Origin of the sequence: Streptococcus sp. M143 (genome assembly GCF_000162495.1) — a bacterium.
Lineage (GTDB): Bacteria > Bacillota > Bacilli > Lactobacillales > Streptococcaceae > Streptococcus > Streptococcus dentisani.
In genome coordinates this window covers 854573-874927 of the sequence record NZ_GG730097.1, presented here as the reverse complement: position 1 = coordinate 874927, position 20355 = coordinate 854573, and the positions used below count along the sequence as shown (strand labels likewise).

The window sequence follows — 20355 nt, the reverse complement described above, 5'->3', positions numbered from 1 at the left end:
TGCGTTTTATTGTGGGAAAATTTTCGAAGAAAATTAATCAAAATAAAGCAAATCTTTGCTGGTACTTGTAAAGAGGTCAAAACCATCCTTGGTAACAACACCGCAGTCTTCGATACGAACACCGACTTTACCAGGGATATAGATACCAGGTTCAACAGAGAAACACATGCCTTCTTCGATGACCATGTCATTTCCTTCCATGATAGATGGAAATTCGTGGACATCCATACCGATACCGTGACCGAGACGGTGGTTGAAGTACTCACCGTAACCAGCTTTTTCAATGACTTCACGGGCAGCGCGGTCCACTTCGTGAGCGGTCACACCAGGTTTGATAAAGTCAAGGGCAGTTTGTTGGGCTTCAAGGGTCAAGTTGTAAATGTCTTTTTTGAATTGGTCTGGTTTGCCAACAGCGACTGTACGAGTCATATCTGATGCGTAGCCATTGACCATAACACCCAGGTCAAAGAGGAGAAGGGCGTCTTTTTCGACCTTGTTTGCTGCTGGGATACCGTGCGGATTTGCAGCATTATCGCCAGTCAAGACCATGGTATCAAAGCTCATTTCATAGCCTTCACGTTTCATGGCAAAGTCGATTTGGGCAATGATATCTGTCTCTGTCTTATCAAGAGAAATATTGTCAAAACCAACCTTAACAGCCTTATCAGCATAGAGACCTGCAACCATCATTTTTTGCACTTCGTCAGCTGATTTGATGAGGCGCATGCGTTGGATGCGAGGAGTGAGATTTTCAAACTCAGCAGTTTCAAAGACAGTTTTCAAACCATGGTATTTGGTCAAGATGAGATTGTCAAACTCAACAGCAACACGTTTGAAGTCGTGCTGTGGCAAGGCATTTTTGATTTTTTGCCATGGATTTTCAGAATCCACATAGCCCACAACTGGGAAAGAGACAGTGTTGCTTGCACGTTCCACTTCAAGAGCAGGGACAAAGAGGAGGGGTTCTTGATCCGCTAGGATAAAGAGGAACATTTGGCGTTCATGAGGATCACTGTAAAAGCCAGTGAGGTAATTAATAGTGACGGGGTCAGATACGACAGCGACGTCTAGTTTTTCTGATTCAAGATATGTTAGGATTTGTTGTAATTTAGACATATGCTACCTTCTTTCTACCCCTCTATTTTGGCAAAAAATGAGAGAAAATGCAAGGGAGAAGGGTAAAAGAACAGGCAAAAAGAACTCCGACAAGATAGGGGAGTTCTTTTATCTAATTTTCCTTAGTTTAAGAAAAGTCAGCCTTGCTTTTGACGTCGCTGTATTCTTCAGCGATTTCTTGACTGAGAATATCTTCATAGGCAGGGAGTTGGATGTCCTGGCCGTATTTCTTCTTGAGGGCAGTAGTGACTAGGCGATAAGCTAGATTGGCATTACGAGAGAGGATAGGTCCGTGGAAGTAGGAACCAAAGACATTCTTATAATGAACCCCTTCGCCGACCTTTTCTTCGTTGTTTCCATTTCCATAGACCACCTGTCCCAGCGGTTTTTGGTCATCTGAGAGGAAGGTACGCCCCTGATGGTTTTCAAATCCATAGTAGGTTTCATTGAATTCGTCATTATGGATCTTGATGTCACCGATAAAGCGATTATTGGTCTGGTTGAGGGTATAGTGGCCCATGACCCCTAGCCCTTCGATGCGTTTGCCTGAAGCTTCAACATAATATTGCCCCAATAGTTGGAAACCACCGCAGATAGCGAGAACCACACCGTCATTTTGGATGTAGTTGTCAATGCTCTCTTTTTTAGCAGGAAGATCGCTAGCGATAATACTTTGTTCAAAATCTTGACCGCCGCCGAAAAAGGCGATATCATAGTGGTTTTCGTCAAAGTCATCATGGAGAGAAACAATATCAACTGTTACATGAGCTCCCAGTTTTTCAGCCACATACTTGAGCATGAGGATGTTTCCATTGTCCCCGTAAGTATTCATGAGGTTTCCATAGAGGTGGGCAATGTTGAGTTGATAAGGGTAGTTGCCATCTTTTGAGGAAAGTGAAGTATAAACCATTAGTTCATCTCCTTTCTAACAATCTGACGACTAGCCAGCAGTTCGCGGAATTCAAGCATAGCAGTATAGGTAGCTAGGATATAGGCATGCTTGCAGTCTTGGTTCTCAATGGTTTTGAGAACTTGCTCCAGATTGCTTGTCTCAGTGATTTTATCAGCTGGGTAGCCAGTCACTCGTAGACGACGAGCGATTTCAGAATGACGAACACCGCCAGCGTTGATTTCAGGAATATCCATGTCAGTGATTTGTTCAAAATCAGCATCCCAGATCCAGCTAGTGTCAATTCCGTCTGCATAGTTGGCATTGAGGAGGACAGATAGGCTAAATGGGTAAGGTGCTAGTTTGATCATTTCGATTGCTTGGGTTGCACCAACCGGGTTCTTGATGAGGACAAGGGTACATTCCTTATCGCCGATTTGGAAGGTTTCTTGGCGTCCAAAGACAGCGCGACTCTTGTCAAATCCTTGTTTGATCCGTTGTGAATCTGCACCGAGGAAACGGGCGATGGCAACCGCAGCAAGGGCATTGTAGATGTTGTAAAGTCCACCGATTTGGATTCCGTATTCTTGTCCGTCAATGACAAAACGAGAGCGATTGTTGGTCAACTCAACCAAATCTGTCAGACGGTAGTCCAAGTCAGGTCGTTTGCAACCACAATTTTCACAGATATAGGCACCCAAGTTGGCATAGGTATTGTGCTCGTATTTGAGGATACCTTGGCAGTCAGGACAGAGGATTCCTTCGGTATTGTAGTGAGCTAGTTGGGCTGGTCCTTTTTCCAAGTCAAAACCAAAATACTGTACAGGATTTGGAATAGCTGGCTTGTAGAATAGGGGGCTATCACCATTGAGGAGAACAGTAGCCGTAGGCACCTTACGAATGGCATCCAAAATCATCTTATAAGTCGTGTAAATCTCACCGTAGCGGTCCATCTGGTCACGGAAAATGTTAGTAATGACAAAAAGGCTAGGCTGGATATAGTCACAGATACGAGAAAGACTGGCTTCGTCAATTTCGAGGACGGCAATGTTTTTCCCAGTTTTAGAGGATTTGGCGGTCAAGAAGGTTGTCGTAATCCCTGTAATCATATTGGCACCGCTTGGATTGGTCAGAACCTGACCATAAACTTCTTTTAAAATGCCGACAGTGAGGGCGGTTGTCAGGGTTTTCCCATTGGTTCCAGTGACCACGACAATCTCGTAGTTCTTAGCTAGATTTTGTAAAATATCTTTATCAAATTGGAGGGCAAGTTTTCCTGGGAGCGTACTTCCACGACCAAGACGGTTCAAGATGAAGTGAGAAGAACGCCCAGCTAGGAGGCCCAAAGTAGTTTTTAAGTTCATATTTCTATTATATCATAAAAGAGGGAAAAGACAGATTTGAGATTTCGTAGAAGCAAAAACAGCCCGATGAGGGCTGTGAGTGATTAGTTCTGAAACCAAGTTGCGATTGGGAAGTCGTTTTGTCTCAGTTCCAGTTTTGTTTTTGTTAGAAGTTGACCATTTTCTAAAGAATACAATAACAAATGTTGATTGGTTACGACCAATACCTTGTTTGTCAAACTTGTATCGATGTGTATTATCTCTTCTGTAGAGTCAGGCAAATCTTTTCTGACATTGATTAGATAGCTAGATTCATCAGAGAGATTGACAATAGATAAGGCGCAGCGATCATTTCCATCCGCCTCATGTTTTACAATCAATCGGTCTTCTTTCGGTGTTTTATAAAGAAGATTTGGATTGCCCTCTGGTAGCGTGATGAAGTGCTTTTCTTTACTAGACAAGTTCATAACAAGTATGCGATTGTCTGGATCTTTGGAGAAAGTTTCTGTATTTCGGGTATAAGCAACACTACTGTAATAATTGTCACCGATTAATTCAGAAGACGTCAACATTTCAACGATCTTTCCTTCGCTTGTCAGAGGTGTGCGAGACAATTCTTTTAGTTGATCATTTTCGTCCAATTCAACTAAATAACCATCGAACACTAAAGCGGGTCGTTGACGGGACTCATCATGAAACCCCGAACCGAGATAGAGGCGATTCCCTCGTCCATGAAACTGGATTGGAAAGGAAGTGGATTCGGAAAATGTTTTCTGAGTAATCAGCTTTCCTGAGATGTCAAACATACTGAGCACCCCATCCTCAGTTGTAGTTTGACCTGTGTAGAAGAACTTGTCTGATACTCCAGCTCCCGAATAAGCATAGAAGGGAGTTGAAGTTTGTCGGATATCCCCTGTTTGAAAGTCAAGAGATACGATGTTCTGAGTGGATGCCTTCCCTCTGGTATTTCCAGACGAAAAGACGAGATAGCGATTGTCAAACCGTCCCTGAGGAAACCAGAAATTGACATCTTCTGCAATGGAGACATCCTCAGTCTTCATGAGCTGAAACTGATCGTTTTGCAACTGATAACTTTGAATGGATTTCGAATTGACAAGGTAAAAATCAGCAGCTTGATTGACTGTGAATCGCTGTTTTTGAGGTGAAATCAAGCGAAAAAGCATCCAGCAAAGCAGGAGAAAAATGAAGACTATACTGACACAGAAAACCAGTGTTTTCATAGCCGGACTTTTTCCCTTGGCTAGAAAGGAAAAAGGAGAGTGTTCTGGTGATTTAACTTGCTTTCCCATTTGAATAGCCTCCTTTTTGAACAGAAAATGAAGACAACATCCTACACCTATATTATAAGCTTTTACAGCTAAAAGCACAAATAATCTTGCAAGGAAACTATGGACTGGATAGAAAAAGACAAACATCGAAATGGATGCTTGTCTTGTGGAGAATATCTGAAAACTTAAATCGCAAACAAGTCATTCAAGTTCTCAGCCAAGGTTGGGTGAGTGAAGATTTGTTTTGTGAAGTAAGTGTAAGGGATTTTGTTGTCCATAGCAACAGTGATGATGTTGATGATTTCTTGAGAACCTTCTGAGAAGATGCTTGCTCCAAGAATTTCTTTTGTTTCAGTATTGACAACAGCTTTGAAAGCTCCGCGAAGGTCTCCATTTACGTGACCACGTGGCATTGCTGCAACAGGGATTTCCTTGACAGCGTATGGAAGTTTCAAATCAGCTGCTTGGCTTTCCGTCAAACCAACTTGTGAAAGTGCAGGTGTGATGAACATGGTGTTTGGTACATTGAGACGGTCTTCAAGTGTGTAGCTGCCATCTCCAGCAAGGTAGCTGTAGACAACACGGAAGTCATCAAGTGAGATGTAGGTAAATTGAGGTCCACCGTTGACGTCTCCAACTGCAAAGACACCAGGAACGTTTGTTTGACAATGTTTGTCTACCTTGATAGCACCACGTTCCGTTAGTTCAATATCCGTATTCTCAAGTTGAAGTGGTTCTACGTTTGGTTTACGTCCAGTTGCGTAGAGAAGGGCGTCGAAACGGTAGGTTTCGTTTTCAGTTACGACGAGAACTTGGTCACCGTCGTTTTTGATTTCAGTAGTACGGATGTTTTGAAGCAATTCAATACCGTCTTCTTCCATGTATTGTTTAGCAAGAGCTGCGATGGAAGGTTCTGCACGAGGTAGGAAAGTATCTAAGGCATCTAGGACGGTAACCTTGCTTCCAAGTTTGTTGTAAAGGCCAGCAAATTCAAGACCGATATTTCCACCACCAAGTACACCAAGTTTTTCAGGCAGTTTGTCCAAGTTTTGGATACCAGTCGAGTCAAAGACGTTTTTGCTGGTAGCAAGTCCGGGGATTGGCAAGACGTTAGAAACAGCACCAGTGTTGATAACGATAGTTTCAGCAGTGAGTTCTTGTTTTTCATCACCAGCTTGGATTTCGATGACTTTGTTTGAAAGGAAGTGAGCTTCCGCATCAAAGATATCCACACCTGTACCCGCAACAGTAGCATAGTTTTTACCGTTGAGGCGACTAGTGATGGTATTTTTGGTAGCAATGACTTCTTCAAAAGACAAATCTTTCTCAGCAGCAACTAGCAAGGTTTTAGTTGGGATACATCCGATGTTGATACAAGTTCCACCGTACATAGCTTTGCTACGTTCAACGAGGGCAACTTTTTTGCCAGCTGAAGCCAATTTACCAGCTAGTGTTTTCCCAGCTTTACCAAATCCGATAACGATTAAATCATATGTTAACATTTATAGTCCTCCTATTCGATTTTCATTCTAGCATAAGAAAACACTTTTTGCACAAATCTGCTACGGGAGAAATGAGCTATATAAGGGTGTATTTATAGGAAATCGTTTACATAAGTTTAGAAACGAATTCTGCTATCTTTTGCCCCGCTCTTGTGTTATACTAGATAGGTTGCAAAGAACTAGTACTTTTCTTTCGTGGAAAAGAAGCAACACGGTATCTCATTTTTAAATGAAGATACGTCATGAAAAGAAAAGTATATACTACGCGCTATAGGATGGCTTCGCACCATCTTTAGAAAGAAGAAAAACGTGAAATTTAATGAATTTAACTTGTCTGCTGAATTGCTAGCAGAGATTGAAAAAGCTGGATTTGTAGAAGCCAGTCCTATCCAAGAACAGACCATTCCCTTGGCTCTCGAAGGTAAGGATGTCATCGGTCAAGCACAGACTGGTACAGGAAAAACTGCAGCTTTTGGCTTGCCAACCCTTGAAAAAATCCGTACAGAAGAAGCGACCATCCAAGCCTTGGTCATCGCTCCAACTCGTGAACTCGCTGTCCAAAGTCAAGAAGAACTCTTCCGCTTTGGTCGTAGTAAGGGAGTGAAAGTTCGCTCAGTTTACGGTGGTTCCAGCATTGAAAAACAAATCAAGGCCCTTAAATCTGGTGCCCACATCGTGGTAGGAACACCAGGTCGTCTCTTGGACTTGATTAAACGCAAGGCCTTGAAATTACAAGACATTGAAACCCTCATCCTTGACGAAGCGGATGAAATGCTCAACATGGGCTTCCTTGAAGACATCGAAGCCATCATTTCCCGTGTCCCTGAAAATCGTCAAACTTTGCTCTTTTCAGCAACCATGCCAGATGCCATCAAACGTATTGGTGTTCAGTTTATGAAAGACCCTGAGCATGTCAAGATTGCTGCTAAAGAATTGACAACCGAACTGGTGGACCAATACTATATCCGTGTTAAGGAGCAAGAAAAATTTGACACCATGACCCGTCTCATGGATGTGGAACAACCAGAACTTGCTATTGTATTTGGTCGTACCAAACGCCGTGTAGATGAATTGACTCGTGGACTTAAAATCCGTGGCTTCCGTGCAGAAGGAATTCATGGTGACTTAGACCAAAACAAACGTCTTCGTGTCCTTCGTGATTTTAAAAATGGGAATCTAGATGTTCTAGTTGCGACTGACGTGGCAGCACGTGGTTTGGATATCTCAGGTGTGACCCATGTCTACAACTACGATATTCCACAAGATCCTGAAAGTTATGTTCACCGTATCGGTCGTACAGGTCGTGCTGGTAAGTCAGGTCAGTCTATTACTTTCGTAGCACCAAATGAAATGGGCTACCTTCAAATCATCGAAAACTTGACTAAGAAACGCATGAAAGGCTTGAAACCAGCAACAGCAGAAGAAGCCTTCCAAGCTAAGAAACAAGTAGCTCTCAAGAAAATCGAACGAGACTTCGCAGACGAAGTCATTCGTGGGAACTTTGAGAAATTTGCTAAAGATGCTCGTAAGTTAGCTGCCGAATTTAGTCCAGAAGAATTGGCTATGTATATCTTGAGCCTGACAGTCCAAGATCCAGACAGCCTTCCTGAAGTGGAGATTGCGCGTGAAAAACCACTGCCATTTAAACCATCAGGTAATGGCTTTGCTGGCAAAGCTAAGGGAGGTCGAGGAGGCCGTCGTGGGGACGACCGTCGAGACCGCGATCGCCGTGGCAATGGTCGTCGTGATGACTTCAAGAAAGGTAGTCGTGGAAACGATCGTTTTGATAAAGACAGACGGTACCGTAATAAAGACAATAAAAAAACCTCGCAACACTTCAAGCGAAAAGAAAACAGGCTTTGTTATTCGTAACAAAGGAGATAAATAAGAAAAAGCGATTCAAAATGAATCGCTTTTTTATATAAGGAGACCGATAGTAAAAGAAGATGTATAAAAGTAAAGGAAAGGTGAGATGGGAAGGGGAACTTTAATCCATCTTCTTATAATATTATTATATAAAAATCCAAACAGGATGTCAATAAAAAATTGCTATTTTTCTAAAATATTTTTGCTTTTAAAAATTGCAATTCAATAAGCAATTTTCAGATAATTATTGAAATAAAGACTTTTCTATGTTATAATGGAAGCGATTATATGCGAGGTAAAAAATGGCACATTTATTAGAAAAAACAAGAAAAATTACATCAATTTTAAAACGCTCAGAAGAGCAAATGCAGGATGAACTTCCATACAATGCCATTACACGTCAACTAGCAGACATTATTGATTGCAATGCCTGCATTGTCAATAGCAAGGGTCGTCTTTTGGGCTACTTTATGCGCTATAAAACTAATACAGACCGTGTAGAGCAGTTTTTCCAAACCAAGACGTTCCCAGATGACTATGTACAAGGGGCAAACATGATCTATGATACAGAAGCCAATCTTCCTGTTGAACATGATTTGACTATTTTTCCTGTAGAGAGCCGTGCGGATTTTCCAGATGGTTTGACAACCATTGCTCCCATTCATGTATCAGGGATTCGCCTAGGTTCCTTGATTATTTGGCGTAATGATAAGAAATTTGAAGATGAGGATTTGATTCTTGTTGAGATTGCGAGTACGGTTGTGGGGATACAACTCTTGAACTTCCAACGCGAAGAAGATGAGAAAAATATCCGTCGCCGTACTGCTGTAACTATGGCAGTCAATACCCTTTCCTACTCAGAACTTCGTGCTGTTTCAGCTATTTTATCTGAGCTAAATGGAAATGAAGGACAATTGACTGCATCTGTCATTGCAGACCGTATCGGTATCACGCGCTCAGTGATTGTCAATGCTCTCCGTAAGCTAGAGTCGGCAGGAATTATTGAAAGCCGTTCACTAGGAATGAAGGGAACATATCTCAAGGTATTGATTTCAGATATCTTTGAGGAAGTGAAAAAGAGGGACTACTAATGACAAAGGCTTTAATCTCAATTGACTATACAGAGGATTTTGTAGCAGACCATGGAAAGTTAACTGCTGGAGCTCCTGCTCAAGCCATATCAGAGGCGATTGCTCAGGTGACTAGACTGGCTTTTGATCGTGGAGACTATGTTTTCTTCACCATTGATGCTCATGAGGAAGGGGATGATTTTCATCCTGAGAGTAAACTTTTCCCACCTCACAACATCATTGGAACTAGTGGTCGCAACTTGTATGGAAAACTAGCAGATTTTTACCAAGCCCATGCTTCTGATAGTCGTGTCTTTTGGATGGACAAGCGTCACTATTCAGCATTTTCAGGAACGGATTTAGATATTCGCTTGCGAGAACGTCGAGTTGACACAGTTATCTTAACGGGTGTTTTGACAGATATTTGTGTCCTCCATACGGCTATTGATGCTTATAATTTAGGTTATCAAATCGAGGTTGTCAAGCCTGCGGTTGCCTCTATCTGGCCAGAAAATCATCAGTTTGCTCTTGGACATTTTAAGAACACTCTGGGAGCCAAATTGTTGGATGAAAATTTGGCTGAAATTAAAGAATGATTCCCTTGGAAAAATGAAAAAAATCTGAAAAAAGTGTTGACAAAGATTTTGAAAGTTGATATACTAGTAGAGTAATCGACGCGGGGATGGCGGAATTGGCAGACGCGCAGGACTAAGGATCCTGTGACCGCTTTAGGTCGTGAGGGTTCAAGTCCCTCTCTCCGCATAGGGTAAGAGTTAGCTTTGGCTAGCTCTTTTTGTTTTCCAAAGAAGGCTAGAGCTACAGTTCGACTATCGGAAGAGCTTGGCATCAAGAACTATCATTTATGGCATGGAGTCGATTTTTGATTGGTAAAACGTGTTCTATATGAAGAAAAGTTAGCGCTTGCTGGCTTTCTTTATTTTTTCAAAAAATAAATCGAAAAATTTTTTCGATTTCATAAACATTTCATATTTGGATTTTATAATAGTCTTACAAATATGGAGGTGACAAATGAATCCAATCCAAAGAGCTTGGGCTTATGTCAGCAGAAAACGACTGAGAAGTTTTATTTTATTTCTGATTTTATTTGTCCTTTTAGCAGGAATTTCAGCCTGTTTGACGCTGATGAAGTCCAACAAAACAGTAGAAAGCAATCTTTACAAATCACTCAATACTTCTTTTTCTATCAAAAAGATAGAAAATGGACAGACCTTCAAGTTGTCAGACCTAGCATCCGTGAGCAAGATTAAGGGACTGGAAAATGTCTCTCCTGAACTCGAAACGGTCGCAAAACTGAAAGACAAGGAAGCAGTGAGTGGTGAGCAGAGCGTTGAACGTGATGATTTGTCAGCTGCGGACAAGAACTTGGTTAGCTTAACGGCTCTTGAGGATTCATCCAAGGATGTTACCTTTACCAGTTCGGCTTTCAATCTAAAAGAAGGGCGACACCTTCAAAAAGGAGATTCCAAGAAAATCCTTATTCACGAAGAGTTGACTAAGAAGAACGGTCTTTCGCTTCATGACAAGATTCGCTTGGACGCTGGTCAGTCAGAAGCTGGAAAAGGGCAAACAGTTGAGTTTGAGATTGTCGGAATCTTTTCTGGTAAAAAACAAGAAAAATTCACAGGCTTGTCTTCTGACTTCAGTGAAAACCAGGTCTTTACAGACTATGAAAGTAGCCAAACCCTTTTGGGAAATAGTGAACCTCAAGTCAGTGCAGCACGCTTCTATGTAGAAAATCCTAAGGAAATGGACGGACTCATGAAGCAGGTGGAAAACTTGGCCTTGGAAAATCAAGGATATCAAGTCGAAAAGGAAAACAAGGCCTTTGAACAAATCAAAGATTCAGTAGCAACCTTCCAAACCTTCCTCACCATCTTCCTTTATGGAATTATGATAGCAGGAGCAGGAGCCTTAATTTTGGTCTTGTCACTCTGGTTGAGAGAAAGGGTCTACGAAGTGGGAATTTTACTCGCACTTGGAAAAAGCAAGATCTCAATCTTCCTACAATTCTGTTTAGAGGTAGTTTTGGTATCTCTTGGAGCTTTGCTTCCAGCATTTGTTGCAGGAAACGCAATCACATCCTATCTGCTACAAACCGTACTAGCAAGCGGAGATCAGGCAACCTTACAAGACACGCTGGCCAAAGCAAGCGGTCTATCAACTAGTCTCCTATCCTTTGCAGAATCCTATGTTTTTCTGCTCCTGATTAGTTGCTTGTCTGTAGCCCTTTGTTTCGTATTCTTGTTTAGAAAATCGCCAAAAGAAATTTTATCATCTATTAGTTAAGAAGGAGAAATCATGACTTTATTACAATTGCAAGATGTTACCTACCGTTATAAGAACACTGCTGAAGCAGTTTTATATCAGATCAAGTATAATTTTGAACCCGGAAAATTTTATAGTATCATTGGTGAGTCGGGAGCAGGAAAATCCACTCTCTTGTCCCTACTTGCTGGTTTAGATAGTCCTGTCGAAGGTTCTATCCTTTTCCAAGGAGAGGACATTCGGAATAAGGGATATTCTTACCATCGCATGCACCATATTTCCCTGGTCTTTCAAAATTATAACTTGATAGATTATCTTTCTCCGCTGGAAAATATCCGCTTGGTCAACAAAAAGGCGACTAAGGATACACTTCTTGAGCTTGGTTTGGATGAAAGTCAGATCAAGCGGAACGTTCTCCAGTTATCAGGTGGTCAACAGCAACGTGTAGCCATCGCTCGCAGTTTAGTCTCAGAAGCTCCAGTTATTCTAGCTGATGAGCCAACAGGAAATCTGGACCCTAAAACTGCTGGAGATATTATCGAACTGCTCAAATCACTTGCCGAGAAAACAGGTAAATGTGTGATCGTCGTCACCCACAGTAAAGAAGTGGCACAAGCGTCAGATATTACACTTGAATTGAAGAATAAGAAACTAACTGAAACTCGCAATACTACAAAATAAGATGAGCTTGTTTTGATAGAATTATTAAATCAAATCTAGAAAGGGAACCTATGTTACACAACGCATTTGCCTATGTTACAAGGAAGTTTTTCAAATCGATTGTTATCTTCCTGATTATTCTCCTCATGGCGAGCTTGAGTTTGGTCGGCTTGTCGATCAAGGGAGCTACTGCCAAGGCTTCTCAGGAGACCTTTAAAAATATCACCAATAGCTTCTCCATGCAAATCAATCGTCGCGTCAATCAAGGAACGCCACGTGGTGCTGGGAATATCAAGGGTGAGGATATCAAAAAAATCACCGAAAACAAGGCCATCGAGTCTTATGTTAAACGTATCAACGCTATCGGAGATTTGACCGGATACGACCTCATCGAAACGCCAGAAACCAAGAAAAATCTCACTGCTGACCGTGCCAAACGGTTTGGAAGCAGCTTGATGATTACAGGTGTCAATGACTCCTCTAAAGAAGATAAGTTTGTCTCTGGCTCATATAAGCTTGTTGAAGGTGAGCACCTAACCAACGACGACAAAGACAAGATTCTCATGCACAAGGACTTGGCAGCCAAACACGGCTGGAAAGTTGGAGATAAGGTCAAATTGGACTCTAATGTCTATGATGCAGACAATGAAAAAGGAGCCAAGGAAACAGTCGAAGTGACAATCAAGGGGCTCTTTGATGGTCACAATAAGTCAGCAGTAACCTACTCACAAGAACTCTATGAAAATACAGCTATCACAGACATTCACACAGCTGCAAAACTTTATGGATACACAGAAGACACAGCTATTTATGGGGACGCAACCTTCTTTGTAACAGCGGACAAGAACTTGGATGACGTCATGAAAGAGTTGAATGGTATTAGCGGTATCAACTGGAAGAGCTACACACTTGTGAAGAGCTCCTCTAACTACCCAGCTCTAGAGCAATCCATCTCTGGTATGTACAAGATGGCCAACCTCCTCTTCTGGGGTAGCTTGAGCTTCTCAGTTCTTCTACTTGCGCTCTTACTTAGTCTTTGGATCAACGCCCGTCGCAAGGAAGTGGGAATCCTCCTCTCTATCGGTCTCAAGCAGGCAAGTATCTTGGGGCAATTCATCACCGAATCTATCCTGATTGCCATCCCTGCTCTAGTTTCTGCTTACTTCTTAGCCAACTATACAGCTCGTGCCATCGGAAATACTGTTCTTGCCAATGTCACTTCAGGTGTTGCCAAGCAAGCCAGCAAGGCTGCTCAAGCCTCTAATCTTGGTGGTGGTGCAGAAGTAGATGGCTTTAGCAAGACCTTGTCGAGCCTAGACATTTCCATTCAGACATCAGACTTTATCATCGTCTTTGTCCTTGCCTTGGTTCTAGTGGTGCTCGTTATGGCGCTTGCTTCAAGCAATCTCCTCAGAAAACAACCAAAAGAGCTCTTGCTCGATAGTGAATAACAAACTTGCTACCTATTCTCCCCTAAATGGGGTATAATATAGGTAGCATTTTTATCTATTTCATCTTGATAAGGCCTCTTCCTATCAGGATGAAACAGAGAAGATTTACAAGAAATTTAAAGGAATGTGAAACGTTTTTCTATGAAAATTTTAATTGTAGAAGATGAAGAGATGATCCGTGAGGGGATCAGTGACTATTTGACGGATTGTGGCTATGAAACCATTGAGGCAGCAGATGGTCAGGAAGCTCTGGAAAAATTTTCCAGCTATGAAGTTGCTCTAGTGTTGCTAGATATCCAGATGCCCAAGCTCAATGGTTTAGAAGTCCTAGCCGAGATTCGTAAGACCAGTCAGGTTCCTGTCTTGATGCTAACCGCCTTTCAGGATGAGGAATACAAGATGAGTGCCTTTGCCTCTCTAGCAGACGGCTATCTGGAAAAACCCTTCTCCCTCTCCCTTTTAAAAGTGAGGGTAGACGCGATTTTCAAGCGCTACTACGATACGGGACGAGTCTTCTCTTATAAGGATACCAAGGTGGACTTTGAGAGCTATAGTGCAAGCCTCGCAGGAGAAGAAGTGGCTATCAATGCCAAAGAGTTGGAAATTCTGGACTATCTGGTGAAAAATGAAGGACGGGCTTTGACCCGGTCTCAGATTATCGATGCCGTCTGGAAGGTGACAGATGAGGTCCCCTTTGACCGTGTCATCGATGTCTATATCAAGGAACTGCGGAAAAAGCTAGACTTGGATTGTATTCTCACTGTGCGTAATGTTGGTTATAAATTGGAGCGAAAATGAAACGAACAGGTCTATTTACAAAGATTTTTATCTATACCTTCTCGATTTTTAGTGTTCTGGTTATTTGTCTTCATTTAGCTATTTATTTTCTCTTTCCATCGACTTATCTAAGTCATCGTCAGGAAACCATTGGTCAGAAAGCGACAGCCATTGCCCGGTCCCTTGACGGAAAAGACAGGCAAAGTATCGAACAAGTGTTAGACTTGTATTCCCAGACCAGTGATATCAAAGGAGCTGTCAAGGGAGAGATGACCGAAGACAAGTTAGAAGTCAAGGACAACCTTCCTCTGGATACGGGCCGTCAAACTACTTCCCTCTTTATCGAGGAGCGTGAGGTGAAAACGCAAGATGGTGGGACTATGACTCTCCAGTTTCTAGCGTCCATGGATTTGCAAAAAGAAGCAGAGCAGATTAGTCTCCAATTTCTTCCTTATACCTTGCTGGCATCCTTCCTGATTTCCCTCTTGGTGGCCTACATCTATGCTCGGACCATTGTTGCACCGATTTTGGAAATCAAGCGGGTGACCCGTCGGATGATGGACCTGGATGCCCAAGTGCGATTGCGCGTGGACTCTAAGGATGAGATAGGTGATCTCAAGGAACAAATCAATAGCCTTTACCAGCACCTTTTGACTGTTATTGCGGACTTGCATGAGAAGAATGAAGCCATTCTCCAGCTGGAAAAGATGAAGGTTGAGTTCCTACGAGGGGCTTCTCATGAATTGAAAACACCTCTGGCTAGTTTGAAAATCTTAATCGAAAATATGAAAGAAAATATCGGTCGTTATAAGGATAGAGACCACTATCTTGGAGTTGCCTTGGGGATTGTGGACGACCTCAGTCACCACGTTCTCCAGATACTTTCTCTCTCTTCTGTGCAGGAATTGCGAGAGGAGAAGGAGAACATTGACCTAGTCCAGATGACGCAAAGTCTGGTCAAGGATTATGCCTTGCTCACCAAGGAGAGAGAACTTCAGATAGATAATCGTTTGAACCATCAGCAGGCTTACATAAACCCATCTGTCATGAAACTAATCCTATCGAATCTCATCAGCAATGCTATCAAGCACTCCACTCCAGGCGGCTTGGTCCGTATCGGGGAGAGAGAAGGGGAGCTCTATATCGAGAATAGCTGTAGTCCTGAAGAACAAGAAAAACTGGCTCAGTCTTTTTCTGAAAATGCTAGTCGCAAGGCCAAGGGTTCAGGAATGGGGATCTTTGTGGTCAAAAGTTTATTAGAACATGAGAAATTACCTTATCATTTTGAGATGCAAGATGATCGCTTGACCTTTTTCATACGTTATCCTAAAGTCGTGCAAGACTAAGGGAAAGAAAGGGTTTACATTGATTAGGCTAGAAGAAATTCAATCTAAAGTATGGGAAAAACTAGCTTTTTTTATCAAAAAGTGATAAAATGAACAATGTAAATGGGATGTCCCAAAAAATATATAGGAGGCCTGACAAATGGCAATCGTTTCAGCAGAAAAATTTGTCCAAGCAGCTCGTGACAACGGTTATGCAGTTGGTGGATTTAACACAAACAACCTTGAGTGGACTCAAGCTATCTTGCGCGCAGCAGAAGCTAAAAAAGCTCCAGTTTTGATCCAAACTTCAATGGGTGCTGCTAAATACATGGGTGGTTACAAAGTTGCTCGCAACTTGATCGCTAACCTTGTTGAGTCAATGGGTATCACTGTACCAGTAGCTATCCACCTTGACCACGGTCACTACGAAGATGCACTTGAGTGTATTCAAGTTGGTTATACTTCAGTTATGTTTGACGGTTCACACCTTCCAGTTGAAGAAAACCTTGAAAAAGCTCGTAAAGTTGTAGAATTTGCTCACGCAAATGGTGTGTCAGTAGAAGCTGAAGTTGGAACTATCGGTGGTGAAGAAGACGGAATCATCGGTGATGGTGAATTGGCTCCAATCGAAGATGCTAAAGCAATGGTTGCAACTGGTATCGACTTCTTGGCAGCTGGTATCGGTAACATCCACGGTCCATACCCTGCAAACTGGAAAGGTCTTCACCTTGACCACTTGCAAAAATTGACTGAAGCTGTACCAGGATTCCCAATCGTATTGCACGGTGGATCAGGTATTCCTGATGACCAAATCCAAGCAGCTATCAAACTTGGTGTTGCGAAAGTTAACGTTAACACTGAATGCCAAATCGCATTCGCTAACGCAACTCGTAAATTTGCTCGTGACTACGAAGCAAACGAAGCAGAATACGACAAGAAGAAACTCTTCGACCCACGTAAATTCTTGGCTGACGGTGTAAAAGCTATCCAAGCATCAGTTGAAGAACGTATCGACGTATTCGGTTCAGAAGGTAAAGCTTAATCTAGCTGAACAATACAAATCAGAAACCTGCCCATGAGGGTGGGTTTTTTGTGTGGTGGAAATAAATTATTTTTCAAGTTTAGGAGGTGGAATTTAATTTGATTCTAAGAAATTTTTTAATTTATGATAAAATAATATCAGGCTTTCAAAGAGAGGAGGAGAGTCATGAGTTCAGCAGATTTTATCTTTTTAGATGGTTATGAAAATGCAGAATTTGATATCCAAGCATTTTGTGCTTCGCTGAGAGATAGGTATTCAGGTGTGATTATAAGGGAAGAAAACGATCATGAAAAAGCCTATCGTCTTTTATGGGATTACCAAAGTCCCGAGGTCTCAGTTGAGGGTGCTTTGAATCGAAAAAATGATGTCTTCGTTATAAACTACTTTGATTCAAAAAATCGGTTACAAGATTATGCCGCCTATATCCTCTGGCTTCGGGAATGGTTTCCATCAGATCAGAAGGTTCTCTTTTGTGATGAGGGCTACACGAAGATATTTCCTCTTCCTCACGACATATCTACAAAGGAGATTGAAATGAAACTTCATAATGAAGAAAAAAAGTGAATCGAATAGATTCATTATTGAATTTCAAAGTATCAGAAGGAATCATTTGAGGCGACAAAGGTCACCTTTTTGTGTACTGTTGAAGTTGATTAAAGATAGTGAAATTTTTATCGTATATGTATAGCAATGTTGCATCGTATTGGAAAGGTTTTCGTGCTATAATATTAATTAACAATAAAATTTAGTACATCAAAAATTACTAGAGATGTGGGATGTGAGGTTTAAGATGAGAGAAGCAGGACAATTTGATTGGGTAGATTTTTATAAAGAATTTGCGTTTAAACTTGTGAACTATAAAGAGAAAAGGGCAGAGCTCATTCAAAAGGTTAAGGCAATTTATCAAATGACGGGCATTTCAATGCCAACCTTGGACAAGGACAACAATATCATGGATATTGACCCTTTTACAATTTTTGGTCTATTCAATAAAGGGTTGAAAAATGAAAATCGGATTAAAATTTTGACTGCTATTGCAGAATTATTTGAATTATCTCATGATGTTCCAACTTCATTCGACAGTATTCCCGTTCTCAATAAACAGAATGCGACCTATTATCTTTTTTATACAGATAGAGGGGTTAGTGATATTGATGATTTGTGGGAGCTTTTTGTAGCGGCATTAGCTTATTCCGAAGATTCATCATCTGAAAATAAGGAGCTTCTCTCAGGCTATTTTGATAAAGTCATCAATAGAAAAAACAATGGTACTGCTAAAGTTACGATGGGCTTATATTGGATTGCCTCCAATTCGTTTTTAAATATAGATGGACCAAACAAGGAGTATATTTACGAATCTGGAAAATTACCTTTAGAATTAGTCCATAAACTCCCAAAGGTGAATTCGAAAGTTTCTGCATCAGATTATTTTTCTATTGTTGAAATACTTAAAAACTATTTAGATAGTCCACAGTCTGAATTGAAAAACTTCAATGAATTGTCTTTTGCAGCGTGGAAGTATTCTGAACAAGTGAAAAAAGAAAAACAAGCAAAAAATGAAGTTAGTGAGAGTTCAGCACCTACATACAATCTAGCATCGGAAGACACAAAAGAATTTGAAAAAGGAGATACTAGCTACGCTAGAGAAGATTTTCTAAAAGAAGTTTTTGTATCAGCAGAGGATTATGATCGATTGGCAACGATTCTTGGCCTTAAGAAGAACATCATATTGGAGGGGGCTCCGGGTGTTGGAAAAACATTTACTGCTGATCGACTAGCTTACTCACTGATGGGTGAAAAAGCGATCGATAGGGTAAAGATGGTTCAGTTTCACCAAAGTTACTCGTACGAAGACTTTATTATGGGATTTAGACCTTCTGCCAGTGGTTTTGAACTAAGAAAAGGTCCCTTCTATCAATTTTGTAAACAGGCTGAGGGCGATGAAAGCAATGATTATTTCTTTATCATTGACGAAATTAATCGAGGAAATTTGAGCAAAATATTTGGTGAATTGTTTATGCTTATCGAAATGGATAAGCGAGGAAGAGATCTACAGCTTCTTTATTCGGATGAACAGTTCTCAATTCCGGAGAACTTATACATTATTGGTATGATGAATACTGCCGATCGTAGCTTAGCCATGCTAGATTTTGCCTTGAGACGAAGATTTGCATTTTTTGAGCTGAAACCAGGATTTGATTCGGATGGCTTCAAAGAATATCAATCACACTTGAAGAATGAAAAATTTGATGCATTAATAAATACTGTGAAGCATCTAAATGAAATCATCGCTTCTGATGAAAGTTTAGGAGAGGGTTTTTGCATAGGCCATAGTTATTTTTGTAATCTAATACCGAATAGTATCGACCAACAAGTTCTTTCGAGTATTGTAGAGTATGAACTGATACCTCTTTTAAAGGAGTATTGGTTTGATGAACCTAGCTTAGTTAAAGAATGGAGTGGCAATCTAAGGAGTGCGATTAAGTGATACCGATAAAGAATGTTTATTACATGCTGACTTATGCTTTTAAGGTTCTTAAGGGGCAAGGATATCAGAAACTTGCCACAGAGGAGTTTCATCATACGGCTGATTTGATGAGTGCTATCTTGGCTAAAGGAATTGCCATACAGCTTAAGAGAGGACTGGGAAAGGAATACCTTGCTCAAGTGGAAGAACTCTCTACACTAAGGGGAAAAATTGAGATTACAGAGTCAATCAAAAGTCAATGTACTCTTGGGAAGAAAATATTTTGTACTTATGAAGAGTTTTCAGTAAATAATAGGATGAACCGTATTATAAAATCAACGGTCAATCTTCTGTTGAAAGCAGATATCTCCAAGGATAGGAAGAAAGAATTGCGGAAATTGATGGTCTATTTCCGTGATGTTGAACCGATTGATTTGGAAACTGTTAACTGGAATCTGCAATACAACAAAAATAATCAATCTTATAGAATGATGATTGCCATTTGCTATTTAGTGGTAAAAGGTTTATTGCAAACAACATCAGATGGTAACATGAAGATGATGAGTTTCTTAGATGAGCGACGAATGAACAGATTGTATGAAAAATTTATCCTTGAGTATTATAAAAAACATTATCCAGAATTAAATGCGAATGCAGCACAGATACCGTGGGCGTTAGACGATGGTATCGGTGAGATGCTCCCTATCATGCAAAGTGATATTCAGCTTCAAAAAGAGAATTCTATCTTGATTATTGATGCTAAATACTATAAAAGTACAACTCAAATGAATTTTAAAAAGTATTCTCTCCACTCCAACAATCTTTATCAGATTTTTACATATGTCAAAAATAGAGAATACCAAAATCAAGAACATGGTAGCAAAGTGTCGGGGATGTTGCTCTATGCAAAGACAGATGAAGTAGTTCAACCAGATAATGTTTATCAAATGCACGGTAATCAAATCAGTGTTCAGACTTTGGACTTAAATCTTTCCTTTAAAGAAATAGCGAATCAATTGGATACCATTGTTGTATCACATTTTGGAAATGCAAAAAAGTTCCGATGAAGCAGCGGAGAGTGAATCTAGTCGTTTTCAAGATATTCGATCACTGGGATATTCTATGCTTTCTTTCCTATCCTACAAAAAACACTTGTTTTCCCTTCTTAATTACTTTATAATAGAGTGTTACTGAGGCCTTCTAATGTGATAAAGAAGGCAGATTTTAGAAGATGAGAAATTGGCTTTTTGTATTTAGAGGACACGGTTTGTT

Annotated in this window: 16 protein-coding genes, 1 tRNA gene and 1 pseudogene; 13 read left to right on the top strand and 5 right to left on the bottom strand. The window is 40.9% G+C overall.

Annotated elements, in window-relative coordinates; translation table 11 throughout:
• Positions 1-33: 33 nt before the first annotated feature.
• The 5 genes from HMPREF0850_RS10905 to HMPREF0850_RS10885 all read right to left on the bottom strand — a co-directional run bounded on the left by HMPREF0850_RS10905 (position 34) and on the right by HMPREF0850_RS10885 (position 6139).
• Positions 34-1116, bottom strand: a complete 1083-nt coding sequence (locus HMPREF0850_RS10905) for a M24 family metallopeptidase (protein WP_000040899.1) — start codon at positions 1114-1116, stop codon at positions 34-36.
• Positions 1117-1243: 127 nt separating this feature from the next.
• Complete coding sequence (gatD, locus tag HMPREF0850_RS10900; RefSeq protein WP_000263199.1) at positions 1244-2026, bottom strand: lipid II isoglutaminyl synthase subunit GatD; 783 nt, start codon at positions 2024-2026, stop codon at positions 1244-1246.
• Positions 2026-3369 (bottom strand): lipid II isoglutaminyl synthase subunit MurT, encoded by a 1344-nt coding sequence (gene murT / locus HMPREF0850_RS10895; RefSeq protein WP_001050226.1) that lies wholly within the window; start codon positions 3367-3369, stop codon positions 2026-2028. Before murT ends, gatD begins: the two co-directional genes overlap by 1 nt.
• 83 nt (positions 3370-3452) lie before the next feature.
• Positions 3453-4658 carry a hypothetical protein gene (locus HMPREF0850_RS10890; RefSeq protein ID WP_000517980.1) on the bottom strand — a complete coding sequence of 402 codons (1206 nt, stop codon included), beginning with the start codon at positions 4656-4658 and terminating at the stop codon, positions 3453-3455.
• Positions 4659-4822: 164 nt separating this feature from the next.
• The gene (locus tag HMPREF0850_RS10885) at positions 4823-6139 is read right to left on the bottom strand and encodes an FAD-containing oxidoreductase (protein WP_000958953.1); all 1317 of its coding nucleotides are present in this window, start codon (positions 6137-6139) and stop codon (positions 4823-4825) included.
• 309 nt (positions 6140-6448) lie between these two features.
• On the opposite strand from HMPREF0850_RS10885, the pseudogene HMPREF0850_RS10880 reads away from it, so the two are divergent.
• The 13 genes and pseudogenes from HMPREF0850_RS10880 to mcrC all read left to right on the top strand — a co-directional run bounded on the left by HMPREF0850_RS10880 (position 6449) and on the right by mcrC (position 20150).
• Positions 6449-8027 (top strand): annotated as a pseudogene (locus tag HMPREF0850_RS10880) (DEAD/DEAH box helicase).
• A gap of 280 nt (positions 8028-8307) precedes the next feature.
• Positions 8308-9096: a GTP-sensing pleiotropic transcriptional regulator CodY gene (gene codY, locus HMPREF0850_RS10875; RefSeq protein ID WP_004246012.1), complete on the top strand. Its 789-nt coding sequence runs from the start codon at positions 8308-8310 to the stop codon at positions 9094-9096.
• Entirely contained in the window at positions 9096-9671 is a 576-nt protein-coding gene (locus HMPREF0850_RS10870; RefSeq protein ID WP_000158712.1) for a cysteine hydrolase family protein, read from the top strand. Before codY ends, HMPREF0850_RS10870 begins: the two co-directional genes overlap by 1 nt.
• A gap of 80 nt (positions 9672-9751) precedes the next feature.
• Positions 9752-9837: transfer RNA gene (locus HMPREF0850_RS10865), tRNA-Leu, on the top strand.
• 267 nt (positions 9838-10104) lie between these two features.
• Positions 10105-11382, top strand: coding sequence for an ABC transporter permease (locus HMPREF0850_RS10860; RefSeq protein WP_001068256.1), 1278 nt, complete (start codon positions 10105-10107; stop codon positions 11380-11382).
• A 12-nt stretch (positions 11383-11394) separates the two neighbouring features.
• Complete coding sequence (gene vex2 / locus HMPREF0850_RS10855) at positions 11395-12042, top strand: ABC transporter ATP-binding subunit Vex2 (protein ID WP_000173741.1); 648 nt, start codon at positions 11395-11397, stop codon at positions 12040-12042.
• Positions 12043-12092: 50 nt separating this feature from the next.
• Positions 12093-13472 (top strand): ABC transporter permease subunit Vex3, encoded by a 1380-nt coding sequence (vex3, locus tag HMPREF0850_RS10850; RefSeq protein WP_000902989.1) that lies wholly within the window; start codon positions 12093-12095, stop codon positions 13470-13472.
• 141 nt (positions 13473-13613) lie between these two features.
• Positions 13614-14270 carry a response regulator transcription factor VncR gene (vncR, locus tag HMPREF0850_RS10845; protein WP_000697941.1) on the top strand — a complete coding sequence of 219 codons (657 nt, stop codon included), beginning with the start codon at positions 13614-13616 and terminating at the stop codon, positions 14268-14270.
• Complete coding sequence (vncS, locus tag HMPREF0850_RS10840; RefSeq protein WP_000831380.1) at positions 14267-15595, top strand: sensor histidine kinase VncS; 1329 nt, start codon at positions 14267-14269, stop codon at positions 15593-15595. The genes vncR and vncS overlap by 4 nt, the downstream gene beginning before the upstream one ends.
• A 139-nt stretch (positions 15596-15734) precedes the next feature.
• Positions 15735-16616: a class II fructose-bisphosphate aldolase gene (locus tag HMPREF0850_RS10835; protein ID WP_001019005.1), complete on the top strand. Its 882-nt coding sequence runs from the start codon at positions 15735-15737 to the stop codon at positions 16614-16616.
• Positions 16617-16781: 165 nt separating this feature from the next.
• The gene (locus tag HMPREF0850_RS10830; protein WP_000092778.1) at positions 16782-17180 is read left to right on the top strand and encodes a hypothetical protein; all 399 of its coding nucleotides are present in this window, start codon (positions 16782-16784) and stop codon (positions 17178-17180) included.
• A gap of 226 nt (positions 17181-17406) precedes the next feature.
• Positions 17407-19104: an AAA family ATPase gene (locus HMPREF0850_RS10825; protein ID WP_001206202.1), complete on the top strand. Its 1698-nt coding sequence runs from the start codon at positions 17407-17409 to the stop codon at positions 19102-19104.
• Complete coding sequence (mcrC, locus tag HMPREF0850_RS10820) at positions 19101-20150, top strand: 5-methylcytosine-specific restriction endonuclease system specificity protein McrC (protein ID WP_000612301.1); 1050 nt, start codon at positions 19101-19103, stop codon at positions 20148-20150. Before HMPREF0850_RS10825 ends, mcrC begins: the two co-directional genes overlap by 4 nt.
• The last annotated feature ends 205 nt before the right edge of the window (positions 20151-20355 follow it).